The sequence below is a fragment of the Rhodophyticola sp. genome (genome assembly GCF_965284195.1).
Classification (GTDB): Bacteria; Pseudomonadota; Alphaproteobacteria; order Rhodobacterales; family Rhodobacteraceae; genus Rhodophyticola.
The window spans coordinates 1836779-1856924 of sequence record NZ_CBDIRM010000001.1; the positions used below are offsets into that span (position 1 = coordinate 1836779).

A 20146-nucleotide genomic window follows, 5' to 3' on the forward strand; every position below is an offset into this window, starting at 1 on the left:
GGTGCTGCGCCTTACGCTGTTTGCCGGCCTCATGGCCCTGTCCGCCTGCACCGCCGTGCCGCGGATGGATGTTCCCGAACGCCGCGATGCCGCGCTGCCCGCCACATTGCCGCCGATGGCGCAGTTTGCCCTGCGCAGCGCCCCCGCGCCCGAGCGGTCCAACGCCGCGATTGCGCGCGACATCCTCGATCTCAGCTTTCAGATGGAAAGCGGGCGCGAGATCACCCGGCTCAGCCGGTTCGAAGGACCGATCACGGTTGCCGTGGTCCCGGGCGCGCCGGCCTCGCTCGGCGCGGATCTGGACCGGCTGCTGGCCCGACTCCGCCGCGAGGCGCGGATCGACATTTCGCGGGTATCGCGTGACAGCGGCCCGGCCTCGATCGTCATCGAAACTCTGCCCCGCAGCCGGATGCAGCGTGTGGTGCCACAAGCCGCCTGCTTCGTCGTGCCCCGCGTATCAAGCTGGAACGACTTCCGGCGCATGCGCAATGGCCGCGATCTGGACTGGACCACGCTGGAAACCCGACAGCAGATCGCGGTGTTCATCCCGTCCGACGTACCGCCCCAGGAGATTCGCGACTGCCTGCACGAGGAGGTAAGTCAGGCCATCGGGCCGCTCAACGATCTCTATCGCCTGTCCGACAGCGTCTTCAACGACGATAATTTCAACGCCGTGCTGACCGGGTTCGATATGCTTGTCCTGCGGGCCTATAACGACCCCGCCCTGAGATCGGGCATGACAAGGGCGGAGGCGGCCGCGGCCCTGCCCGGCATCCTTGCCCGGCTGAACCCGCGGGGCAATGGCGGCGGCCTCGGCCCGTCGGGGGCCAGCCCGCGGGCCTGGATCGACGCCATCGAAACCGCGCTTGGGCGCGGCAGCACCAACGACCCGCGCCGCATCGCCGCCGCCCGGCAAGCGGTGGCCATCGCCCGGTCGCAGGGGTGGCAGGACAACCGGCTTGCCTTCTCCTATTTCGCGCTTGGCCGGTTGAGCCTCACGCGGGATCCGGACCTGTCGCTTGCGTCCTTTCTGGCCGCCGGGCAGATCTACCGGCAGATCGCGCCGGGCGGCATTCACATGGCGCATGTGAACATGCAGCTCGCCGCCTTCGCGCTTTCCTCGGGGCAGGCCGAGCGGGCGCTTGAGCTGACCGGCGCGGCCCTGCCCGCCGCCACGCAGGCCGAAAACGCCAGCCTTCTGGCGACGCTTCTGATGATCCGGGCCGAGGCGCTGGATCTGACAGGTCGCCCGTCCGAGGCGCGCGCGGTCAGGCTCGACAGTCTGGGATGGGGCCGCTATGGCTTCGGCCGGACCGATGCCGTGGAGGCCCGGCTGAACGAGATCGCGGGGCTGGTGCCCCGAACCTGAACGACATTGCGATAGGGGGCAAAATGCTGAATCTGGTCGGGTTTGGTCTGGGCATTCTTCTGGGGCTCTGGACCGCCTATAAACGCGGCGGCAGCGCGCTCGATCTGTTGCACTACGCCACGATTTTCGGGCTGATCGGCTTTGTCGTCGGGGCCTTCGCCATGCTTGTGATCCCCGCACCGGCGTGAGAGGCTGCGCCTCATGTTCCTGCCGTTCTTCGAAACCCTGCGCATGGCCCGCATACCTGTGTCCTTGCGGGAGTATCTCGGCTTTCTCGAAGGGGTTTCCGCCGGTCTGGTGACCTATGACGTGGATGGGTTCTATTACCTTGCCCGCACCGCAATGGTGAAGGACGAACGCCATCTGGACCGGTTCGACCGTGCCTTTGCCCATGCGTTCGGCGGGCTGGAACAGATCACCCCGGAGCAGGTGCTGGAGGCCGCCGAGATCCCGCCCGAATGGCTGGAAAAGCTGGCCGAGAAGCACCTGAGCGAGGAGGAGCGCGCCGAGATCGAGGCGCTTGGCGGGTTCGACAAGCTCATGGAAACGCTCCGCGAGCGGTTGAAGGAACAGAAGGACCGCCATCAGGGCGGCAGCAAATGGATCGGAACCGCGGGCACCTCCCCCTTCGGGGCCTATGGCTACAACCCCGAGGGGGTGCGGATCGGGCAGGACCGCTCCCGCCACCGCCGCGCGGTCAAGGTCTGGGACAAGCGCGAGTTCAGAAACCTCGATGGCGATGTGGAACTGGGCACGCGCAACATCAAGGTTGCCCTCAAGCGGCTGCGCCAATGGGCCCGCACCGGCGCGGCGGAGGAGCTTGATCTCGACGGGACGATCCGCGCCACTGCCGAGCATGGCTATCTGGACGTCAAGACCCGGCCCGAACGCCGCAATGCGGTGAAGGTGCTGCTGTTTCTCGATATCGGCGGCTCCATGGATGATCATGTGCAGGTTGTCGAAGAGCTGTTTTCCGCCGCGAAATCGGAGTTCAAGCATCTGGAACACTATTACTTTCACAATTGCCTGTACGAGGGCGTCTGGCGCGACAATCGCAGGCGGTGGACCGATCAGACGCCAACCTGGGACGTGCTCAACACCTACGGGTCCGATTACAAATGCATTTTCGTCGGCGATGCCGCGATGAGCCCCTATGAGATCGCCTTTGCCGGCGGCGCGAATGAGCATTGGAACGCGGAGGCCGGCCAGGTCTGGCTGGAACGCGCCTGTGCCCAGTGGCCCGATTTCCTGTGGATCAATCCCACGCCGGAGCGGCACTGGCGCTACACCCAGTCGACGCAGATGATCGCGGAGATCTTTCAGGGACGCATGGTGCCGATGACGCTGGAAGGGCTGGACCGGGGCATGCGGGACCTCAGCCGCTAGAACCGCGTGGCCCCCGGCCCGCCATCCGGCACATCCGGATGGGGCTGCTCCGCGTCCCGCGCCCGGGCTGCAGGCTTTGCAAGCCGCGCCCGGTAACCCCGAACTGCCTAGCGCGCGGAGTGCGGGTGCCAGACGGGCAGCGCCATCTCCTCCGCCGGGACCCGGCGCAGGCAGAAATCGCAGACGTCGCAGCCCTGGGCCAGGGTGCCCGAGCGGCTGACCGAGACCGGGCGGTCGGAGGCGTTCACGATCTCCATCCATTGCGCATCCCAGGCGCACAGGATCGGGGTCAGATCGCTGCGCCCGGCATCCCAGAAGTAATCCGCGAAGGCGCATTCCGTGACCTTGAGCGTGGCGTGATCAGGCCCGTTTTCCTGGTGAAACCGCATGCCTGCGCCCCAGATCAGCCTTGCGCGCGCGCTCAGCCTGTCACCGTCCTGCGCCTGCCCCACGGGGTCGGACGCGGTCCAGAGCCAGGCCCGTGTCAGCCAGTGCGCGAGCCCCTTCCCGCTTTGCAGAAAGGCGGCCCCGGCCCGGTCGCGGGCGGCCCGCCGGTCCAGCCCGGCCTCCTCCAGCAACTCCGCCGCGGCATGAAGCCCGGTGGCCAGCGCCTCGTTGAAGGCGGTCTGAGCGCCACCGCCGGGGAAACCGCGGCGCGCGCCAAGCTGCGCCGCGCGGATCCTGAGCGCCTGATCGTCGATCTGCACGTCCCCGCCACGGTTCAGCGCCCGCAGGAACCCGCGCCGCCAAAGGGTGATGATCGCGTCGGTCATCTCGGTCTCCTCTTCGCATCTCAATCCATTGCCGCCAGCACGCGAAAGATCTTCACGGGCTACACGGGCGAGGAACAATCTTCCGTCGAAATTCGGGCTCGGCAAAACGGGCCTGAAGCATGTCATCAAAAATGGTGTAAAGCCGGATGCGGTCTTCCAGCGAGATATCGGGCCTCAGCATCACGATCCCGCTGAAGGCCCCGTAATCGAGCAGCGCGATATCCTGCGCCATCGCCGGATCGACGCCAAAGCGCATCTCGTAGATCCGCGCGGTGAAGTTCAGCCGCGCCGCATCCGCCGCCGCGACCTTTGCGGCCAGGGCCGGGTCCCGCGCGGCAAGCTTCCGGATGTTGAGTTCCAGATGCATGTCAAGCGCGATCATCTCCTGCACGATCCGCTCGAACGCCTCCGCATCGAAGTGCTCCAGATCGAAATCGGCGATCGGGTTGTCCGTCTGGACCGCGCGCCAGTGATCCACCAGCGCCTCCAGAAACGTCGCCTGATCGGCGAAATGATGGTAGAAGGAGCCCTTGGTCAGGCCGGCCTCGGCGCAGACCCTGTCGATACGCAGCGCATCGGGCCCTTCGGCGCTCAGCAGATCAAGGCCAAGGGTCAACCAATCGTCGCGGTCAAATCTCTTGCGCGGGGCGGTCATGGGGCCAGCCCCCAGAGGCCAAGGCCGATCACCGGCAGAAACAGCCAGCCCTGCGGCAATTGCCCATAGCCCGCCCCGATCATGAGCGGCAGGATCAGACCAAGCGCCGCGAACCCCGCCGCCAGGGCGACGCCCGCAATGGCAAGCCCGGTCGCGCCGCCGGCGCCAAGACCCGCAGCCAGAAACAGCCCCGCCATCGCCACCAGCGTAACCGAAACCAGGTGCCAGCACAGATAGGCCGTATCGCGGGCCAGATCGGGCAGATCCCGGCTGGCCCTGAGCGGTGCCGCCACCTGGCTGCCGCCGACGAACAGATGAATGCCGGCCCAAAGACCCGACATGGCAGCAGCGGCAAGAAAGGGTGTGGAGATCATCGGACCGACTCAATGTTGTTCGAATTTACATACCAGATGGTATGGTTCATGCAAGTCCCTATTGCCGCCCGCCTGCCGGTGCCCCATATCCTGCCTATGCTCAAGTTTACGCCCATCTTGCTGGCCATCATCTATGCCCTTGTGATGTATCAGTTTTCCGCCTGGCGCACCCGGCGGGAGCTGGATCAGCGCTCCACCGAACTGGCCGATCCGCGCCTGAAGGCGCTGACCGACCGGATGGCGGAGGCGCTTGGGGTGGAGCGGATCAAGGTGAATCTCTACGAGATCGATCCGGTCAACGGGCTGGCGGCGCCGGACGGGCGCATTTTCCTGACCCGGGGATTTTTCAACAAGTACCGTCTGGGCGAGGTCAGCGCCGAGGAGATGGCCAGCGTCATCGCCCATGAGTTGGGCCATGTCGCCCTTGGCCACGCGCGCCGCCGGATGATCGATTTTTCCGGGCAGAATGCGGTGCGCGTGGCGCTGGCCACGGTTCTGGGGCGGATCATCCCGGGCGTCGGTGTCTGGATCGCGAATATGCTCGCCTCTCTTCTGATGGCGCGGCTGAGCCGTCAGGACGAATACGAGGCGGACGCCTATGCCTCGGCGCTGCTGGTCAAATCAGGGATCGGGACGGGACCGCAGAAAAGCCTGTTCACCAAGCTTGAGGGACTGACCGGGATGGGCGGGCGCGGCATTCCCGCCTGGCTGATGAGCCATCCGAAAACCCACGACCGGATTGCGGCGATCGAGGCGCTGGAGGCCCGCTGGGCCCGCGAATTGCCACAGGAATAGGCGGCGGTCCGCGCCGCTAGACGGCAAGGGCCTTTCCCAGCCTGGGCAGGCGCGCGCGCTTCATCAACTTGCGCAGATCAAGATCTTCGCCCGACAGGGTTTCGGCCTGCCGATGCACGCGGCGCACCACCTGTTCGATCACCTCGGGCGCCTCGGCCCACAACGCGCGCAGAAGTGCATCGGGATGCAGGGCGCTGAGCCCCGGCCCCTCCAGTTCACGGGCCGGAAAGTCCTTCAGGTTCAGCGTGACGATGGCCTCCGCCCGGCCGGAAAGCGCGGTGGCCAGTACATGCACATCGGCAGCATCGGGCAGCCAAAGGCGCGCCTCAAGCGCCGGATCGGGCGCAATCTCCGCATCGGGCCAGAGGGCGCGCAGGCGGGCGATTTCGCCCCGCGCAATCACTTCGTCCGCCGGGTCGCGGCGGGCGGCGACGCGGGCCCATTCCTCAAGAATGCGCGCCGACCAGACCGGCGTGATCATCCCGGTCCCGGCAACGCCCATCAGGATCTCCCGCAGAACGGTGGGGTAGAGCACGCAGGCGTCGAGGCAGGTCCTCATGGCAGCAGCCGGAACGCCAATACCTTCAGATAACCGGTTTCGCTCAGATCGGGATGTTGCGGGTGATCGGGCCCGGCAAATCCGGTGTAGATCAGCCGCGGCACCCGCCCGGCCCGCCCGATCCCGCGCAGGCACGCCGCGCGGAACTTGCCAAGATCGGCGGCATGGGAGCAGGAACACAGGATCAGCACGCCCCCGGGCGCGACCAGCGGCGCGGCCAGCCGCGCCACGCGTTCATAGGCGCGCAGGCCCTTTTCCAGCGCGGGTTTCGACGGCGCGAAGGCAGGCGGGTCGGCAATCACGAGATCGAAGCTCTCGCCCTCCTGCTCCAGCGCCTCCATCACCGCGAATGCGTCGCCCCTGCGCGTGGCAAGATCGGCGGCCCGCCCCATGGCGCGGGCCCCGGCAAGGGCCAGATCCAGCGCGGGTTCCGAGGCGTCGACGGCCAATGCGCCCGTCGCGCCACCTGCCAGACAGGCCAGTGCGAAACCGCCGACATGGGAAAAGACATCCAGCACGCGGGCCTCCCGCGCCAGTCGCGCCGCGACCCCGTGATTGAACCGCTGATCGTAGAACAGCCCGGTTTTCTGGCCCGCCATCACATCGGCCATGTAGGTCGCCCCGTTCATCGGAACCGGGATCGGCCCCTCGGGCGCGGCACCCCGCAAGACCGCGGTTTCCTCGGCAAGCCCTTCGGCCGCCCGCGCCCGCCCGCTGCCGTTCTTGATGAGGGTCGTGCACCCGGTCAGATCGGCGAGGATTTCGCTCAGCATGCCCAGCCGCTCCTCCAGCCAGATCGCATTGGGCTGGATCACCAGTGTCTCGCCGAACCGGTCCACGATCAGGCCGGGCAGCGCGTCGCCTTCGGCATGGACCAACCGATAATAGGGCGCGTCGAACAGCTTCTGCCGCAGATCGAGGGCGGCCCCGATCCGCGCGCGGAGCCAGTCCGCGTCGATCAGGGCGGTGGCATCGCGATCCAGCATCCGAAAGGCGATTTTCGCCTCGACCGTGGCGACGCCCACCCCGACAGGCCGCCGGTCCGCATCTTCGAGGATCGCCAGCGCGCCGGCGGGAATGGCGCGGGATCGGCGGTCCAGCACCAGTTCATCGGCCCAGGCCCAGGGCGCGCCGTGGCGCAATCTGCGGGCTTCAGCCTTGGGTTTCAGACGCAGGGTGGGCAAAGAAGAAGGGGGCGCAATCATGCGCCCCCTCTATCTTGGATCAATCCGGTCCGAAAGGGATCAGTTGAGCCCGGCCACAAGCACCGGGTCGCCGCCAAACGCCTCGCCCGCCCAGGAACGCAGGCGCGCCTGGATACGGTCGCGCTGGAAAATACCATCGCGCTCGGCAGCCACCGCATCGGGGCCCACAAGGGCGGGGAAGGTCACGTCCACATGGGTCGGCCCGTAAAGAACGGCACCGGTTTCGGCATGGCGGACCACCAGATCGAACTCGATTTCATGTTCGCCGCGGAGATTGCTGTAGCGGGTGCGGTCGGTCAGCGCGTGGAACCGGGTCATCACAAGGCGGACCTGCACCGGCACATCGCCGTCCAGCCGGGCAAGGGCCTGCCGCAGGGGCGGGGTCATGAGATCGGCCACCTGCTGGTGGCGATTGCCGATCGGGTCTTCGCGCCAGACGATATCGGCGCGCGGCTTGATCGTGTTGGCCTCTGACACGGTCAGCGAGGTCGGGACATCGACGATCACCTCCTCCACCCGCCAGTCCTGCGCCGAAGAGGCGACGGATGACGGCGCGGTTTGAGCGGAGCCGAACTCCAGCGGCGCGTTGCGGGTAACCGTACCGGGGGCGGAACAGGCCGAAACCGCCAGTACCGTACCCAGGATCGCAAATGAGATCAGACGTTTCATGCTTTTCCTCCTGCCCCCGAAAGATGGGCAATTCAGATGTTCTTCGGGCAAGGCTGCCGCTCAAAAGAGGCCGCAATGCGAAAACCCCGGCGCGCTGCCGGGGTCTTTTGGTGATTAAATCTTGTCTCAAATACGGCGTGATGCCGGTGAAACGGCCTGCCCACGCCGTGGCAGACACGGTGACAAAGCCTGCCGCAGCCTAGCCCTGCGCGACCTGCATCCGCTGCTGGCCAAGCCCGTCGATCTCCAGAACCACCTCGTCGCCGGGGGCCAGAAACCGCGGCGGAGACATGCCTGCCCCGACACCGGGCGGCGTGCCGGTCGCGATGATGTCACCGGGATGAAGCGTGAAGAACCCGCTGAGATAGGAGATCAGCCTTGCCACCCCAAAAATCATTTGCCGGGTCGAACCGTCCTGCCGCAACTGGCCGTTCACCGACAGGCGCAAGCCAAGCGCCTGGGGGTCGCCGATCTCGTCGGGGGTCACCAGCCAGGGGCCGAGCGGGGCGAAGCTGTCGCAGCTTTTGCCCTTGGTCCACTGGCCCGCGCGATGTTTCTGGTAGTCCCGCTCGGACACATCGTTGACGGCCACATAGCCCGCCACATGGGCCAGTGCATCCGCCTCCTCCACATGTTTGGCGGGCCGGCCGATGACCACGCCCAGCTCGACTTCCCAATCGGTCTTGGCGGAACCGCGGGGGATATAGATCGTATCGGTCGGTCCGGTTATGGCCGACGTCGCCTTCATGAAGATCAGCGGCTCGGGCGGCGGCGTCGCGCCGGTTTCCGCGGCGTGATCGGCATAGTTCAGACCGATGCAGACGATCTTGCCTGTCCCGGCCACGGGCGGGCCAAGCCGCGGATTGCCCCCCACCACCGGCCCGTCCGCCGTGAACCCGTCCAGCCGGGTCAGCGCGTCGCCGCCCAGATCCGCCACCTGCCCGGACAAATCGCGGATCCGTCCCTCGGCATCCAGAACGCCCGGTTTTTCCGCCCCCGCTTCGCCATAGCGCACGAATTTCATAAGCTCACTCCCCTTCCTGCATGTCCTTGAGTCCCGCCATCGCGGCCCGTGCGCCCGCCAGAATCCAGGCGTGTTCCGAGGCGATGAAAAACCCGCTGACCCCGTCGGCGCGCAGGCGCGCGGCCTGCGCCGCATCCGCCACGAAGGTCATGTATCCCTTGCCCGCGGCTCGCGCCGCCCGGCCCACCGTTTCGAATGCGGCCCGCAACTCGGCGCTGTCCTGATCGGTCTTTCCGTAAGCGACGCTCAGATCGGCGGGCCCCAGGAACACCGCGTCGATCCCCTCGGTCGCGGCGATGTCATCCGCGCAGTCGACCGCTTCGGGGTCTTCGATCTGGGCGATCACGACCGTCTCGGCGGCACTTCGGGACAGAAGCCCGGCCATGCTGCCGGTGCCATAGCCCGCCCATCTGCTGGAGCCCGCATAGCCCCGCCCGCCATGGCCGAAGCGGGCGGCCTTGGCAATCTTCGCCGCGCCCGTCCCGGTCATCACATGCGGCACCACGACACCCACGGCGCCCGCATCGAGCGCCTGCAGAATGTGCTCCGGCGCGGATGAGGCGACCCGCACCAGCACCGGAAAGCCGCCCGCGCGCGCCACGGCCAGGCAATTGCCGAGACTGCCGCGATCGAAGGGCGCATGTTCCTGATCGATGCATACGAAATCGAGACCGGAGAGCATCAGCACCTCCATCACGTCGACGGCCGGTGTCTTCATGAATGTCCCGGCCAGGATTTCCCCCGAGACGAGCCTTGATTTGAACGATGCCGGTGCCACGGGCCTGCCTCCCCCACGGGTAATTCTGCCGCGACCCTGCCGGGATCGCCGGGGGAATGCAATTGCCGATGGCCGGGCCGGTGTCAGGCGATGGGGCGGGCTGCCGAGTCGGAGCCGTCGGGGCCGGGGATTTGCCGGCTCGCAGCTTCGGGCGCGCCCGGATCCTGCCCGGCCCCGGGCGGGGCGGGCGCGGGGCCCGGCGCTGGCGCGGCCTCAACGGAAGGCCCGGGAGACCCGGTGGCCGGCCCGGTTGTCAGGCGCACCGCCCGCCGGCCGCCTTGCTGGCCGAGACGGCCCCGCAACACGATCCGGCCATTGCGGTCTTCAAGAGAGATGTTCGCCAGATCCGCGGCCTCGAACGGGATCAGATCTCCGGGCGCGAGACGCTCCAGCTCGGCCAGGCTGCGCACCCGGCGCATAAGGATCACGTCAAGATCCACCTCCGCTCCGACGATCGTCTGACGAAAGGCGGCCTGCCACGTCGGGTCCAGCGCGGGGCGCGCCGCCTGCTGCGCCGCCGCCGACCCCGACCCGGCGGGCACGATCAGCAAGACCTTGCCGGTCTTCGCACCCTCGCCAAGGCTCAGCTCCATCTCGAACTGGTGATAGGCGGCATCGGGCATCAGAAGCGGCAATTGCCGCCGGTCGGCCAGCGGGCCGCCAAAGCTCATCCGCCGGGGCCAGTCGACGCCCTGAACCCCGTCCAGCTCCGCCGCAAAGGCCGAAAGCAGCAATTCGATGAAATCCTTGGTCAGGGCGATGTCGATCTTGGTGAACGGCCGGTCGGGCCCCTGCACCGGATCGACCCGGCCCGTCGTCTGCACCTCGATCAGCGCATCGACGACCGGCTGCTGCAACAGGCACAGACCGCGCGCGCCGTGAGGCGCATCCAGACCGGTCAGCAAGCCGCCATCGGGCAACCCGGTCAGCAGATCGCCGATCAGAAGCGACCAGCTTACATCGTCCCTGCCCGGTTCGGGCACAAGGCCGGCAAAGGGCGCGCCCGCCCGGCGAAGGGCCCGCTGAAAGGCGCGCCGCGCGCCCGCCCCCCTGTCCGCGGCCGGGGTGGCGCGCGCCCGTTTGGTCATGCGCTGCAGAACGGATAAGCTGGCGGTATCCGCCATGAATGCCGGCCCTTCAATCTGGAAAATCCCGCGGGCTTTATGCCCCAGGCAGGGTTAAGAAACCCTTAGGCCGCGCGCAGGGCGCGCCCCGGCAGCCGCACCCGGAACCGCGCGCCCCCCTGCCCCGGCACATAGATCAGCCCGCCGCCCAGACGACCCATGATCTCCCGGCTGATCGCAAGACCAAGACCCGCCCCGGGGGCCTCGCCCGCGGTATCGCCCCGGGCGAATTTCTCGAAGATCAGCGATTGCTGGCGGGGGGCCACACCGGCGCCGTTATCGGCAAACTCCACCTCGACCCGTCCGGGCAGCCGCAGAACCTCTATCCGCAGTTCCGGCTCAGCCGCGTCGCAGTATTTCTGCGCGTTCGAGATCAGATTGATGAACACCTGCGCCAGACGGTCCGCATCGGTCCAGAGCGGCACCTCTTCATCGGCCCGGGTGCGCAGGATACTGAGCCGCGTGCCGCCCAACAGCGCGCTGGTGGCATTCACGGCCCGGTCCAGCACATCGCCCAGCATCGTGTTGCCCTCGTTCAGCGTCACCCGGCCGTCTTCCAGCACGGCCAGATCCAGCAGATCGTCCAACAGCCGCGTCAGCCGCAGGCTTTCGTCATGGATGATCCGGCTGAAGCGCGTCCGTCCCTCCGCATCCAGATCCTCGCTTTTCATCAGGATCTCGGAAAACGCCCGGATCGAGGTCATGGGCGTGCGCAGCTCATGGCTGATCTGGCTGAGAAAAGCGTCTTTCTGCACCGACAGTTCGGTCAGCTTCTGGTTCGCCTCGCGCAGGCGCGCGGCGGTCTGAGCCAGTTCCGCCGATTTCGCCTCCAACTGGCTGGAATACTCCATCATCTGCGCCGTTTCATCGGCCACGGCCAGCAGATCGCGCACCGACACGCTGGCGCCGCCGGTGATCTGGCCCACCATCGCATTCGCCGTCGCCGCGCCGACGGAGCCTGCAAGTTCGCGCTCCAGCCTTTCGAGAAAATCGGGCGTCGGTTCGGGCAGGCGCGCCTCGCGGCCCTGCGCGGCGGCGGCGTCGCGGAACAGGCGTGCGGCCCGGCCGGCGCCCAGAATCCGCTGCGCCATGATCAACAGGTCATCCGCCGTCCCGGCGCTGCCCTTCCATGCCAGCGGCGTGCGCGAATGCTCGTAGACATTCACGAACTGCGCGCCCATCAGACGTTCCATCGGGCTGGGGAATGTGAACAGCGAGACCAGCACGAAGGCAAAACTGTTCACCCCGAGCGACAGGACCATCGCGGTCAGAAGCGGGTCCGCCCCGTCCAGCCCCAGGGGCGTGGCCGGTCTGAGCCATGTCAGGCCGAAGGGCCCGTTTTCCAGAACACCCTGCATCAGGCCCGCGGTCGCCGCATTCGGAACCAGCAACACCCAGCCCCATATCAGGAAGCCCAGCCCGATCCCGGCGGCCGCCCCGGCCCGTGTTGCCCCGCGCCAGAAAATGCCGCCCAGGAGAGCCGGCAGAACCTGCGCCACCCCCAGAAAGGCGATCAACCCGATCGAGGCGAGCGCCTCCGTCCCGCCGGACATGCGGTAATAGACCAGCCCCAGCGTCAGAACACCGGCGATGCTCAGACGGCGGGCCATCAGCGCCACCCGGCGCATGTCGCCGGTCATCGGGTTTTCGCCCTTCGTGGCGCGCATCCAGAGCGGCACGATGATATGGTTCGACACCATCGTGCTGAGCGCCAGCGCGGCGATGATCACCATCGATGTCGCGGCGGAGAAGCCGCCCAAAAACGCAAACAGCGCAAGCCCGTCCTGCCCCGCGGCCAAGGGCAAGGTCAGCATGAAAAGATCGGGGTTCGCGCCCTCGGGCATCATTTGCAGACCGACCACCGCGATCGGGATCACGAAGATGCTCATCAGCAGCAGATAGAGCGGAAAGGCCCAACTGGCGGTGGCCAGATGCCGCTCATCGGCGTTTTCGACGACCATCACCTGAAACATCCGCGGCAGGCACAGGATCGCCGCGCCGCTCAGCACCGTCAGCCCGACCCACCGCGCGCCGTTCGATGTCCAGGTGGCGATCGGGCTCTCCTCGATCCGCAGCAGAACGTCTCGCGGCCCGTCCGCAAGCCCCCAGACCACGAAGCCGCCCACCGCCAGCAACGCGAACAGCTTGACGATCGATTCCAGAGCGATGGCGGAGACCAGACCGGGGTGGCGCTCGTTCACATCCAGCGAGCGGGTGCCGAAGACGATGGTGAAAAGCGCAAGCCCCCCCGCCACCCAGACGGCCGTGCTTTCCGTATCCGGCGCGCCAAGCGCGCCGGGACGCGCAAAGACCGAAAAGGACAGCGTGACCGATTGCAGTTGCAGCGCGATGTAGGGCGTCGTCCCGATCACGGCCAGGATCGTGACCATCGCCGCCAGACCGCCGGATTTTCCGTAGCGGCTGGAAATCATGTCCGCGATCGAGGTGATCCGCTGCGCGCGGCCGATCCGCACCATTTTCCGCAGCAGCCAGAACCAGCCGATGAAGACCAGCGTCGGGCCGAGATAGATCGTCATGAACTCCAGACCCGACCGCGCCGCCGAGCCGACGGCGCCGTAAAACGTCCATGCGGTGGTGTAGATCGACAGGCTGAGCGTGTAGACAAGCGGGGAGCTGAGCCAGCGGGCCTTGCCCTCGGCGGCCCGTTTTTCGGCCAGAAACGCCACCCAGAAAAGGCCCGCCACATAAAGCACGCAGACCGCGACCAGCCCGTCGAAGGACAGCATTCTAGCGCTCGCCCGGCTGATCCGGGTCGCGCGGCGTGATCCGGTCAAGCGCCCGGGACAGCGCCGCGGCCACCACGATCAGGGCCAGCCAGACACCCAGGAAATACACCAGCCAGCCCGCCGTCGCCCCCTCGACACCGGCATCGGTCGTCAGGATGAACACCGGCCCGAAGAACAGGAACGCCCCCAGCACGGGCAAAAGCTTGGCCGCGTCCTGCAACCGGTTCCGCCGATAGGTCCGGCGCTCAAGAAACACACGTTTGGCCATCGTGTCGCGGGTCCCTTTCGGGGTGGATTTGCCATGGCGGGTCATGATCCCTGATCGGGCAGCCCGGCACCGTTCAGACTGACGCCATGGGCGACATCGCGCAAGGTCTCCACCATCTCGGCATTCGAAAAGGGCTTGGTCAGATAGGCATTCGCGCCGAGCGACAAAGCCAGATCGCGATCCTTCGCCTGCCCCTTGGCGGTCAGCATCAGGACCGGCAGATTCCGCGTCTCCGAGGTGTTCCGCAGATCGCGCAGGATGTCGAGACCGGAGCGGCCGGGCAACATCACGTCCAGCACCACCACGTCCGGCGTCAGCCGCGCCACTGCGTCCAGCGCGGTTGCGCCATTGCCATGGCCATGCACCTCCCACCCGTCGCGGGACAGGATAAAGCTTATGGCTTCCAGAATATTGGCCTCATCCTCGACCAGCAAAACCCGCGTGCCCAAACCGTTCTCCTCCGATGGTCAGGCGTCATGGGTTCAACACTGCCCGTTTTCTGTGCGAAGTCAAACGCCTGTTGGGCGGTCTCATCCCACAAGGCTGTCCATCCGCCGGGCCGTGCAGCCCTCGCGCGGGCAAACGGCGCAGCCCGGTCCGACGGGCTGCGCCCCGGACCCGGCCCGCTCTTCCTCCACCGGGCGCAGCAGCATCGTCGCCCGCATCACGGGCTCCGCCCCGAACCCCGCCGCACGGGCCGGCTGGCAGATGGACCAGGCGCGGAAGGTGGTGCCGTTCGGCAGATCCAGCACGCTTGCTTCGGGCACCATCGGTTTGCTCAAGGCCCGGTAGAGCGGCCAGAGCGGACATCCCGCCCCGAAGCGTGGGATCGAAAAGGCCCCGATCCGGCGGCGGAAGATCAGCGCGCCCGCCGCGTCGCAGACCGCCAGCCCGAACGGCGGCGCACCCTTGGCACGCGGCAGGCTTGCCAGACGCCGCAGAACCAGCGCCACGTCCCCGCCGGCCATCGGCAAAAGCGGCTCGGGCTCGAAACCGCTGTCCAGTGCTGCGGCAAGAAACGGTTTCAGCGGCAGGCGCGCGGCATCCTCCGCGTAATGGCGCAGCAGGCGTTCGGCCAGCGTCCGCGTCGCGGGATCCTCCATTCCCGCCACGCCGACAAGGATCGCACCGATCGTCCCCGCGCCGGCCTCCTCGATCATCGGGAAGTGATGATCCATCGCGTCGAAAAACGCCTCCACCGTTTCCTGCGGCGTGGATGGCGCGCCCTGCCGCCCGCCCTGGCTTTCGAAATGCGACAGCATCGCCGTGGCCCGCGCCGACAGTCTTTCCGCCTCTTCATGCAGGTTGCGGTGAAAACGTCCGCGCCATTGCGGCTCGATATCCGGCTCACGCACCAGAATATCCGCGGTCGAGCGGATCGCCGCGACGGTCGACAACAGCTCGTGCATCGCCTCGGCCAGAACCGGGTCATGGGCCAGCCGGTCATGCAGCCCGTCGACCAGCCCCTCAAGGCCCGCGATACGTTTGTGCTGCGATGCGATCAGCCCGGCCCATCCCGGGAAGCGGCCCGCCAGTTCGTCGATCCGGCCGGTTTCGGGCGCCGGGCCGAAGGCGGGCGGGCTTTCCCCCGCCGCCGCCTGCAACGCATCGAACAGCGAGGCATCCGCCCCCTCGCTCAGCGCGGTCGGCTCCACCTCCAGCTTCCGGGCCAGATCGACCAGAAGCTTGCCTCCAATCCGGCGGCGGTTGTGCTCGATCAGGTTCAGGTAGCTGGCCGAGATGCCCACCGCGCGCGCCAGATCGCTTTGCTTGATCCCCATCACCGTGCGCCGTTCCCGGATGCGGCTTCCGGTAAGCGCGTGGCGACGCTGGGGCGCGGAGCGTTGGGTCATGACGTGCCTCGGAACTGGGCGTTGTCAAAAGTTTTACAGAAACGGTGCCGCGTCTCAACACACATGGCGTCGCAGGGCGGCAAAGCCCTTCCCGCCGGAAAATATCTAGAATTTGACCGGTCTGTTTCGCCGCGCATGTATAAGGTGTATGTTGTCCGGTGGGGGCGATAATGGTGTGGAGTACATCCCATGACCACATTCTCTCCGGTGTCCGGTCCTCCGGTTCCGGCACCCACGGCCCAAAGTCAGGCCCCGGTCAGTTCAAGCTCGGAACGGGCCTCTCCTCCCGCAGGCGGCATTCCCGCCCTGGGGCGCGAAGCGGTCACACCCGCGCGCGACAGCAGCCGCTCTGACAGGCCAACGAACCCGACCCCTCAGGATCCGCCGAAGAACCCGCCGGTTCTGAAAGGGTTGAATGTGGAACCGCTGGACACCCGGCTGGTGGGCGATCAGGACAAAATCCCCAATCCGCCGCCGCCCCCAGGGTCCGACATTCCGACAAGGCTGGCCGAGATGACGCCAACCGCACGGCAGGTGGATCTGCGCCGCTGATCCTGCGCGCGCAGCCACCTGCCGCATCGCATCTGCAGACACCCCCGGCCCTGCGGGGCGGGGCGTGCCTGTACTGCACGCCCGCCGCGGATCAAACGCGCCGTTCGGCCAGCATCAGCTGTGTCCGTTTCAATTCGCGCAGGATCCGGTCCGCCTGAATCTGCGGCATCAGGCTCAGCTTCATCTGCAACGCCATCAGCAGCAATACGGCCCCCGGCAGGCCCCATCTCAACGCGCCAAGCGCGTCGGCGGCCCCGAAGAACCGGATCGCGCAATAGGTGCCCAGGGCGAACAGGATGATCTGGATCACCATGACCACCCAGGTGACCCAGCCCAGTTTGCCCCGGAATTGCGCCAGCCCAAGCTGGAACCAGCCCTGTTCTTCGGTGGCGTGGAGAATCGCGCGATCCTCGGCTCTCAGGGCCTCTTCGATCAGTTGGTCAAGCTTGCTCATCGCAGTCTCCTTTCAACGCCTCTCTCAGTTTCAAGCGCGCATGCATCAGCCGGGATTTGACCGTGCCATGCGGGATATCCAGCGCCACGGCCACCTCGGCCACGCTCATGTCTTCCAGATAGAACAGCGCCACCGTGGCGGCATGATCCGGGGGCAAGGCGGCAACCGCCCCGCGCACCGCCCTTGCATCCGCCGCATCGGGGCCGGCCTCGGGCGTTGCAGCCGGCAGTTCGGCCGCGGCGGCGCGCATGATCTCGCGGGAAGCGATCTGGCGCCTGATCTGCCGGGCCACCCTGCGCGTCACGATCCGCGTGGCCCAGGCCGGGAACGCCACCGGGTCGCGCAGCCGCGGCAGGCCGCGCAGGACCTCAACCCAGGCCTCCTGCACCACGTCGCGCGCCATTTCCCGGTCGCCCAGCAACCGCACCGCATGGGCCAGCAGGCGCGGGCCGCGCAGATCGGCGATCTGCGCAAGGGCCGCCCGGTCACCGGCCTGCGCGCGGGCAACCAGCATCTCCTCCACTATCCGACCTGCCTGTCGCATCCGCCGTCTTTCTCGTTCTGTCGGGACTAAGGTGGCCGCCGGTACCGAACCGGTTCACGCGCAGGCGCCGCAAATCGGCGACTGCGCATGAAAAAGGGCGCGGCCCAAAGGCCGCGCCCGCGTGTCACCCTGCGAAAGATCTACTCGCTCAGTGCCTGATCGGTGATCATGTGGGTCCATGCGCCCTCGGGCTCGGCCGTGATGACCGGGTCGGATCCGCCGGCAAGCAGGGTCGCCACCGTCCGCTCATAGGCGGCCACGTCCAGCGCGCCGTTGGAGCCCGCGGTCAGCAACGCCACCTCCCCCATCATCCGGGTCTGGTGCTCTTCGGTCTGGGCGCCGGTCTCGTCGTAGTCCAGCACGATCAACGCGGCCTCATCGGGGTTTTCCTCGGCCCATTTCCACCCCTCCATGGAGGCGCGCACGAAACGCACCATGCGGTCCACGAACTCCGGGTCCTCAAGGTTCTCTTCCAGAACCCACATCCCGTCTTCCAGCGTCGCGACGCCCTGATCCTCGTATTTGAACGTGATCAGATCATCCGGGGAAACGCCCGCGTCGATCACCTGCCAGTACTCGTTATAGGTCATCGTGGAGATGCAATCGGCCTGCCGCTGCAACAGCGGGTCGACGTTGAACCCCTGCTGCAGCACCGTCACGCCGTTCTCTCCGCCATCGGTCGGGATGCCCAGTTGGCTCATCCAGCTGAGAAACGGATACTCGTTGCCGAAGAACCAGACGCCGATTGTCCGCCCGGCCAGATCCGCGGGTTCGGTGATGCCGGTATCGGCCCAGCAGGTCAGCATCAGGCCGGAGGAGGCGAAAGGCTGCGCGATGTTCACCACCGGCAGGCCCCGCTCCCGCGCGGCCAGCGCCGAGGGCATCCAGTTCAGCATCACATCGGCCCCGCCCCCGGCCAGAACCTGCGGCGGCGCGATATCGGGACCACCGGGCTGGATCGTCACGTCCAGGCCCTCGGCCTCGTAATAGCCGTTCTCAAGCGCCACGTAATAGCCTGCGAACTGCGCCTGGGTGACCCATTGCAACTGCAACGTCACCTCATCGGCGACGGCTGCCCCGGTCGCCAGCCCCAGTGCCAGCGCGGATGTCATCAGATGTTTCATTTTCTTCCCTCCAAGTTGGTTCGTTTGTTGTTTCGTTACCGCTGCGACGGATGCCAGAATGTCAGCTTTCTCTCCAGCAGGGCCATCAGCCCGTAAAGCCCGGTGCCCGCCAGGGCCGCAACCACGATCGATGACCAGACCATATCCATGGCCAGCCGGCCCACCTCAATCTTTATCCGAAAGCCCATCCCGACCGTCGGGGAGCCGAAAAATTCCGCCACAATCGCCCCGATCAGCGCAAGGGTTGTGCAGATTTTCAACCCGTTGAAGATGAACGGCAAAGCGGCGGGCAGGCGCAGTTTGAACAGGGTCTGCCAATAGCTGGCCGCATAGGTCCGCATCAGATCGCGCTGCATCACCTCGGACGCCTTCAACCCCTGCACCGTGTTGACCAGCATCGGAAAGAACACCATCACCACCACCACGGCGGCCTTCGATTGCCAGCCGAAGCCGTACCACATCACCAGGATCGGCGCGGTCCCCACAATCGGCAGGGCGGCGATGAAATTGCCCACCGGCAGCAGGCCCCGTTGCAGAAAGGGCGAACGATCCACCGCCAGCGCCACCGCGAAGGCCGCGGCGCAGCCCGTCACATATCCCGACATCGCGCCCTTCACGATGGTCTGCACGAAATCCGCCCAAAGCGTATCGGTGGAGGTGATCAGCCGCGCCCAGATCGCCGATGGCGCAGGCAGGATGACCGGCGAAACCTCGTAAAGCCGGACGGCCAGTTCCCAGAGCACCAGCAATGTCGCGCCGAAGAGGATCGGCACCGCAAAGCCGCCGATCGTGCGGCCCGAGTTGGACAGCCAGATGTTGATCCCCCATGCCGCCAGCCAGACCGCGAGGATCAGGCCAAGGCCCTGATCGGCGGCGAAACCCGCCAGAATCACCAGAAGCGCGACAGAGGGGCCGAGCCATGGGCTGCGCCAGAACGCAGTCATCGTGCCAATCCCATGCGTTTCAGCGTCACACGCTCCGCAAGGCCGATCAGCGCCACCAGCGCCGCCGCACAGATCGCCGCCATGAACAGCGCCGACCAGATCTGGATGGTCTGCCCGTAATAGCTTCCCGTGAGCAGCCGTGCGCCCAGCCCGAACCGCGCGCCCGTCGGCAATTCGGCGACAATCGCGCCCACAAGCGCCGCGGCAATGGCAACCTTCAACGAGGTGAAGAGATAGGGCACCGAGGCCGGCAGCCGCAGTTTCAGCAATGTGGCCAACGTGCCCGCCGAATAGGTTTTCAGCAGATCCATGTCCATCGCGCCGGGGCTGCGCAGCCCCTTGACCATGCCCACCACCACGGGGAAGAAACTCAGATAGGCCGAAATCAGCGATTTCGGCAGCAGCCCCTCGATGCCGATGGAGTTCAGGACCACGATCACCATCGGCGCGATCGCAAGGATCGGGATGGTCTGGGAGGCGATGGCCCACGGCATCACGCTCATATCCATCGCCCGGTTGTGAACGATCCCGATCGCCAGCAGAATGCCCAATGTCGTGCCGAACAGGAAGCCAAGCAGCGTCGGCGCAAGCGTCTGATAGGCGTGGAAAAACAACGATCGCGGGTTGCCGCGCAGCTCGCCACGCCGTTCGCGCATCACCGGCTCCCCCGCCGTCGTCTCCCACAACTCGGCGAAGACCTGATGCGGCGTCGGCAGCACGGGCCGCTCCTGGTTCATCGCGTCGGCAATCACCTCGCCGGCGCTCAGTTCCTCGCCCGCGCGCTCTGCCTGATCCAGCGTCCACGCCCGGTTCATCCCCACGCTCGCCGCGTACCAGAGCGCCACGATCACCCCGAGAACCGCAAGGATCGGCATGACGTGATGAACGGTCCCGGCCATGCCGCGCGTCAGACCCCCGCCCAGGCCTGCGCGCATCACGCCGGTCCGGG

Annotated in this window: 23 protein-coding genes; 5 read left to right on the forward strand and 18 right to left on the reverse strand. The window is 66.8% G+C overall.

Annotated features, from left to right (window positions below; genetic code table 11):
* The first annotated feature begins 4 nt into the window (after positions 1 to 4).
* The 3 genes from ACQ651_RS09165 to ACQ651_RS09175 are packed head-to-tail and all read left to right on the forward strand — an operon-like array spanning position 5 to position 2755.
* Positions 5 to 1369: a DUF2927 domain-containing protein gene (locus ACQ651_RS09165; protein ID WP_430450320.1), complete on the forward strand. Its 1365-nt coding sequence runs from the start codon at positions 5 to 7 to the stop codon at positions 1367 to 1369.
* Between the two features lie 23 nt (positions 1370 to 1392).
* The gene (locus tag ACQ651_RS09170) at positions 1393 to 1557 is read left to right on the forward strand and encodes a hypothetical protein (protein WP_158598937.1); all 165 of its coding nucleotides are present in this window, start codon (positions 1393 to 1395) and stop codon (positions 1555 to 1557) included.
* Positions 1558 to 1570: 13 nt separating this feature from the next.
* Positions 1571 to 2755 carry a vWA domain-containing protein gene (locus tag ACQ651_RS09175; RefSeq protein WP_227287273.1) on the forward strand — a complete coding sequence of 395 codons (1185 nt, stop codon included), beginning with the start codon at positions 1571 to 1573 and terminating at the stop codon, positions 2753 to 2755.
* A 107-nt stretch (positions 2756 to 2862) separates the two neighbouring features.
* Here the strand turns inward: ACQ651_RS09175 and ACQ651_RS09180 are convergent, their stop codons facing one another.
* Genes ACQ651_RS09180 through ACQ651_RS09190 form a run of 3 tightly spaced genes read right to left on the reverse strand, consistent with a single transcriptional unit; the run spans position 2863 to position 4557 of the window.
* A complete protein-coding gene (locus ACQ651_RS09180) occupies positions 2863 to 3528 on the reverse strand; it encodes an L-2-amino-thiazoline-4-carboxylic acid hydrolase (RefSeq protein WP_227287274.1) in 666 nt (221 codons plus the stop codon).
* A gap of 52 nt (positions 3529 to 3580) precedes the next feature.
* Positions 3581 to 4183, reverse strand: a complete 603-nt coding sequence (locus ACQ651_RS09185; protein WP_227287275.1) for a TetR/AcrR family transcriptional regulator — start codon at positions 4181 to 4183, stop codon at positions 3581 to 3583.
* Positions 4180 to 4557, reverse strand: a complete 378-nt coding sequence (locus ACQ651_RS09190; RefSeq protein WP_227287276.1) for a hypothetical protein — start codon at positions 4555 to 4557, stop codon at positions 4180 to 4182. Before ACQ651_RS09190 ends, ACQ651_RS09185 begins: the two co-directional genes overlap by 4 nt.
* A gap of 96 nt (positions 4558 to 4653) precedes the next feature.
* Between ACQ651_RS09190 and ACQ651_RS09195 the strand changes: the two genes are divergently transcribed.
* Positions 4654 to 5352 carry a M48 family metallopeptidase gene (locus tag ACQ651_RS09195; RefSeq protein WP_227287317.1) on the forward strand — a complete coding sequence of 233 codons (699 nt, stop codon included), beginning with the start codon at positions 4654 to 4656 and terminating at the stop codon, positions 5350 to 5352.
* A gap of 16 nt (positions 5353 to 5368) precedes the next feature.
* Here ACQ651_RS09195 and ACQ651_RS09200 read toward each other — a convergent pair whose 3' ends face one another.
* The 10 genes from ACQ651_RS09200 to ACQ651_RS09245 all read right to left on the reverse strand — a co-directional run bounded on the left by ACQ651_RS09200 (position 5369) and on the right by ACQ651_RS09245 (position 15579).
* Complete coding sequence (locus ACQ651_RS09200; RefSeq protein ID WP_227287277.1) at positions 5369 to 5911, reverse strand: RSP_2648 family PIN domain-containing protein; 543 nt, start codon at positions 5909 to 5911, stop codon at positions 5369 to 5371.
* Positions 5908 to 7116 (reverse strand): RSP_2647 family RNA methyltransferase, encoded by a 1209-nt coding sequence (locus tag ACQ651_RS09205; RefSeq protein ID WP_375551987.1) that lies wholly within the window; start codon positions 7114 to 7116, stop codon positions 5908 to 5910. Before ACQ651_RS09205 ends, ACQ651_RS09200 begins: the two co-directional genes overlap by 4 nt.
* A 39-nt stretch (positions 7117 to 7155) precedes the next feature.
* Positions 7156 to 7785: a DUF6778 family protein gene (locus ACQ651_RS09210; protein WP_227287279.1), complete on the reverse strand. Its 630-nt coding sequence runs from the start codon at positions 7783 to 7785 to the stop codon at positions 7156 to 7158.
* 199 nt (positions 7786 to 7984) lie between these two features.
* Positions 7985 to 8809 (reverse strand): fumarylacetoacetate hydrolase family protein, encoded by an 825-nt coding sequence (locus tag ACQ651_RS09215; protein ID WP_430449098.1) that lies wholly within the window; start codon positions 8807 to 8809, stop codon positions 7985 to 7987.
* A 4-nt stretch (positions 8810 to 8813) separates the two neighbouring features.
* Positions 8814 to 9527: an HpcH/HpaI aldolase family protein gene (locus ACQ651_RS09220; RefSeq protein WP_227287281.1), complete on the reverse strand. Its 714-nt coding sequence runs from the start codon at positions 9525 to 9527 to the stop codon at positions 8814 to 8816.
* Between the two features lie 143 nt (positions 9528 to 9670).
* Positions 9671 to 10711 (reverse strand): FliM/FliN family flagellar motor switch protein, encoded by a 1041-nt coding sequence (locus tag ACQ651_RS09225; RefSeq protein ID WP_430449099.1) that lies wholly within the window; start codon positions 10709 to 10711, stop codon positions 9671 to 9673.
* Positions 10712 to 10776: 65 nt separating this feature from the next.
* Positions 10777 to 13458 (reverse strand): ATP-binding protein, encoded by a 2682-nt coding sequence (locus tag ACQ651_RS09230; protein ID WP_430449100.1) that lies wholly within the window; start codon positions 13456 to 13458, stop codon positions 10777 to 10779.
* 1 nt (position 13459) lies between these two features.
* Positions 13460 to 13771, reverse strand: coding sequence for a hypothetical protein (locus ACQ651_RS09235; protein WP_227287284.1), 312 nt, complete (start codon positions 13769 to 13771; stop codon positions 13460 to 13462).
* Positions 13768 to 14175 carry a response regulator transcription factor gene (locus ACQ651_RS09240; RefSeq protein WP_430449101.1) on the reverse strand — a complete coding sequence of 136 codons (408 nt, stop codon included), beginning with the start codon at positions 14173 to 14175 and terminating at the stop codon, positions 13768 to 13770. The genes ACQ651_RS09235 and ACQ651_RS09240 overlap by 4 nt, the downstream gene beginning before the upstream one ends.
* 81 nt (positions 14176 to 14256) lie before the next feature.
* Entirely contained in the window at positions 14257 to 15579 is a 1323-nt protein-coding gene (locus tag ACQ651_RS09245; RefSeq protein ID WP_227287286.1) for a helix-turn-helix transcriptional regulator, read from the reverse strand.
* A gap of 189 nt (positions 15580 to 15768) precedes the next feature.
* On the opposite strand from ACQ651_RS09245, the gene ACQ651_RS09250 reads away from it, so the two are divergent.
* The gene (locus tag ACQ651_RS09250; protein ID WP_227287287.1) at positions 15769 to 16131 is read left to right on the forward strand and encodes a hypothetical protein; all 363 of its coding nucleotides are present in this window, start codon (positions 15769 to 15771) and stop codon (positions 16129 to 16131) included.
* A 91-nt stretch (positions 16132 to 16222) separates the two neighbouring features.
* On the opposite strand, the gene ACQ651_RS09255 is transcribed toward ACQ651_RS09250, so the two are convergent.
* The 5 genes from ACQ651_RS09255 to ACQ651_RS09275 form a co-directional block, all read right to left on the reverse strand.
* A complete protein-coding gene (locus tag ACQ651_RS09255; RefSeq protein WP_227287288.1) occupies positions 16223 to 16585 on the reverse strand; it encodes a DUF6768 family protein in 363 nt (120 codons plus the stop codon).
* Positions 16572 to 17129 (reverse strand): RNA polymerase sigma factor, encoded by a 558-nt coding sequence (locus tag ACQ651_RS09260; RefSeq protein ID WP_430449102.1) that lies wholly within the window; start codon positions 17127 to 17129, stop codon positions 16572 to 16574. Before ACQ651_RS09260 ends, ACQ651_RS09255 begins: the two co-directional genes overlap by 14 nt.
* 140 nt (positions 17130 to 17269) lie before the next feature.
* Positions 17270 to 18253: an ABC transporter substrate-binding protein gene (locus ACQ651_RS09265; protein ID WP_121897107.1), complete on the reverse strand. Its 984-nt coding sequence runs from the start codon at positions 18251 to 18253 to the stop codon at positions 17270 to 17272.
* A 35-nt stretch (positions 18254 to 18288) separates the two neighbouring features.
* Positions 18289 to 19197, reverse strand: coding sequence for an ABC transporter permease (locus ACQ651_RS09270; protein WP_430449104.1), 909 nt, complete (start codon positions 19195 to 19197; stop codon positions 18289 to 18291).
* Complete coding sequence (locus ACQ651_RS09275) at positions 19194 to 20096, reverse strand: ABC transporter permease (RefSeq protein WP_199709283.1); 903 nt, start codon at positions 20094 to 20096, stop codon at positions 19194 to 19196. The genes ACQ651_RS09270 and ACQ651_RS09275 overlap by 4 nt, the downstream gene beginning before the upstream one ends.
* Positions 20097 to 20146: the final 50 nt, after the last annotated feature.

Excerpts from the sequence above, each read along its gene's own strand:
- ACQ651_RS09170 (WP_158598937.1), top strand. The coding sequence starts at position 1,393 with ATGCTGAATCTGGTCGGGTTTGGTCTGGGCATTCTTCTGGGGCTCTGG.
- ACQ651_RS09175 (WP_227287273.1), top strand. The coding sequence starts at position 1,571 with ATGTTCCTGCCGTTCTTCGAAACCCTGCGCATGGCCCGCATACCTGTG.
- ACQ651_RS09180 (WP_227287274.1), bottom strand. The coding sequence starts at position 3,528 with ATGACCGACGCGATCATCACCCTTTGGCGGCGCGGGTTCCTGCGGGCG.
- ACQ651_RS09185 (WP_227287275.1), bottom strand. The coding sequence starts at position 4,183 with ATGACCGCCCCGCGCAAGAGATTTGACCGCGACGATTGGTTGACCCTT.
- ACQ651_RS09190 (WP_227287276.1), bottom strand. The coding sequence starts at position 4,557 with ATGATCTCCACACCCTTTCTTGCCGCTGCTGCCATGTCGGGTCTTTGG.
- ACQ651_RS09195 (WP_227287317.1), top strand. The coding sequence starts at position 4,654 with ATGCTCAAGTTTACGCCCATCTTGCTGGCCATCATCTATGCCCTTGTG.
- ACQ651_RS09200 (WP_227287277.1), bottom strand. The coding sequence starts at position 5,911 with ATGAGGACCTGCCTCGACGCCTGCGTGCTCTACCCCACCGTTCTGCGG.
- ACQ651_RS09205 (WP_375551987.1), bottom strand. The coding sequence starts at position 7,116 with ATGATTGCGCCCCCTTCTTCTTTGCCCACCCTGCGTCTGAAACCCAAG.
- ACQ651_RS09210 (WP_227287279.1), bottom strand. The coding sequence starts at position 7,785 with ATGAAACGTCTGATCTCATTTGCGATCCTGGGTACGGTACTGGCGGTT.
- ACQ651_RS09215 (WP_430449098.1), bottom strand. The coding sequence starts at position 8,809 with ATGAAATTCGTGCGCTATGGCGAAGCGGGGGCGGAAAAACCGGGCGTT.
- ACQ651_RS09220 (WP_227287281.1), bottom strand. The coding sequence starts at position 9,527 with ATGAAGACACCGGCCGTCGACGTGATGGAGGTGCTGATGCTCTCCGGT.
- ACQ651_RS09225 (WP_430449099.1), bottom strand. The coding sequence starts at position 10,711 with ATGGCGGATACCGCCAGCTTATCCGTTCTGCAGCGCATGACCAAACGG.
- ACQ651_RS09230 (WP_430449100.1), bottom strand. The coding sequence starts at position 13,458 with ATGCTGTCCTTCGACGGGCTGGTCGCGGTCTGCGTGCTTTATGTGGCG.
- ACQ651_RS09235 (WP_227287284.1), bottom strand. The coding sequence starts at position 13,771 with ATGACCCGCCATGGCAAATCCACCCCGAAAGGGACCCGCGACACGATG.
- ACQ651_RS09245 (WP_227287286.1), bottom strand. The coding sequence starts at position 15,579 with ATGACCCAACGCTCCGCGCCCCAGCGTCGCCACGCGCTTACCGGAAGC.
- ACQ651_RS09250 (WP_227287287.1), top strand. The coding sequence starts at position 15,769 with ATGACCACATTCTCTCCGGTGTCCGGTCCTCCGGTTCCGGCACCCACG.
- ACQ651_RS09255 (WP_227287288.1), bottom strand. The coding sequence starts at position 16,585 with ATGAGCAAGCTTGACCAACTGATCGAAGAGGCCCTGAGAGCCGAGGAT.
- ACQ651_RS09260 (WP_430449102.1), bottom strand. The coding sequence starts at position 17,129 with ATGCGACAGGCAGGTCGGATAGTGGAGGAGATGCTGGTTGCCCGCGCG.
- ACQ651_RS09265 (WP_121897107.1), bottom strand. The coding sequence starts at position 18,253 with ATGAAACATCTGATGACATCCGCGCTGGCACTGGGGCTGGCGACCGGG.
- ACQ651_RS09270 (WP_430449104.1), bottom strand. The coding sequence starts at position 19,197 with ATGACTGCGTTCTGGCGCAGCCCATGGCTCGGCCCCTCTGTCGCGCTT.
- ACQ651_RS09275 (WP_199709283.1), bottom strand. The coding sequence starts at position 20,096 with ATGGCCGGGACCGTTCATCACGTCATGCCGATCCTTGCGGTTCTCGGG.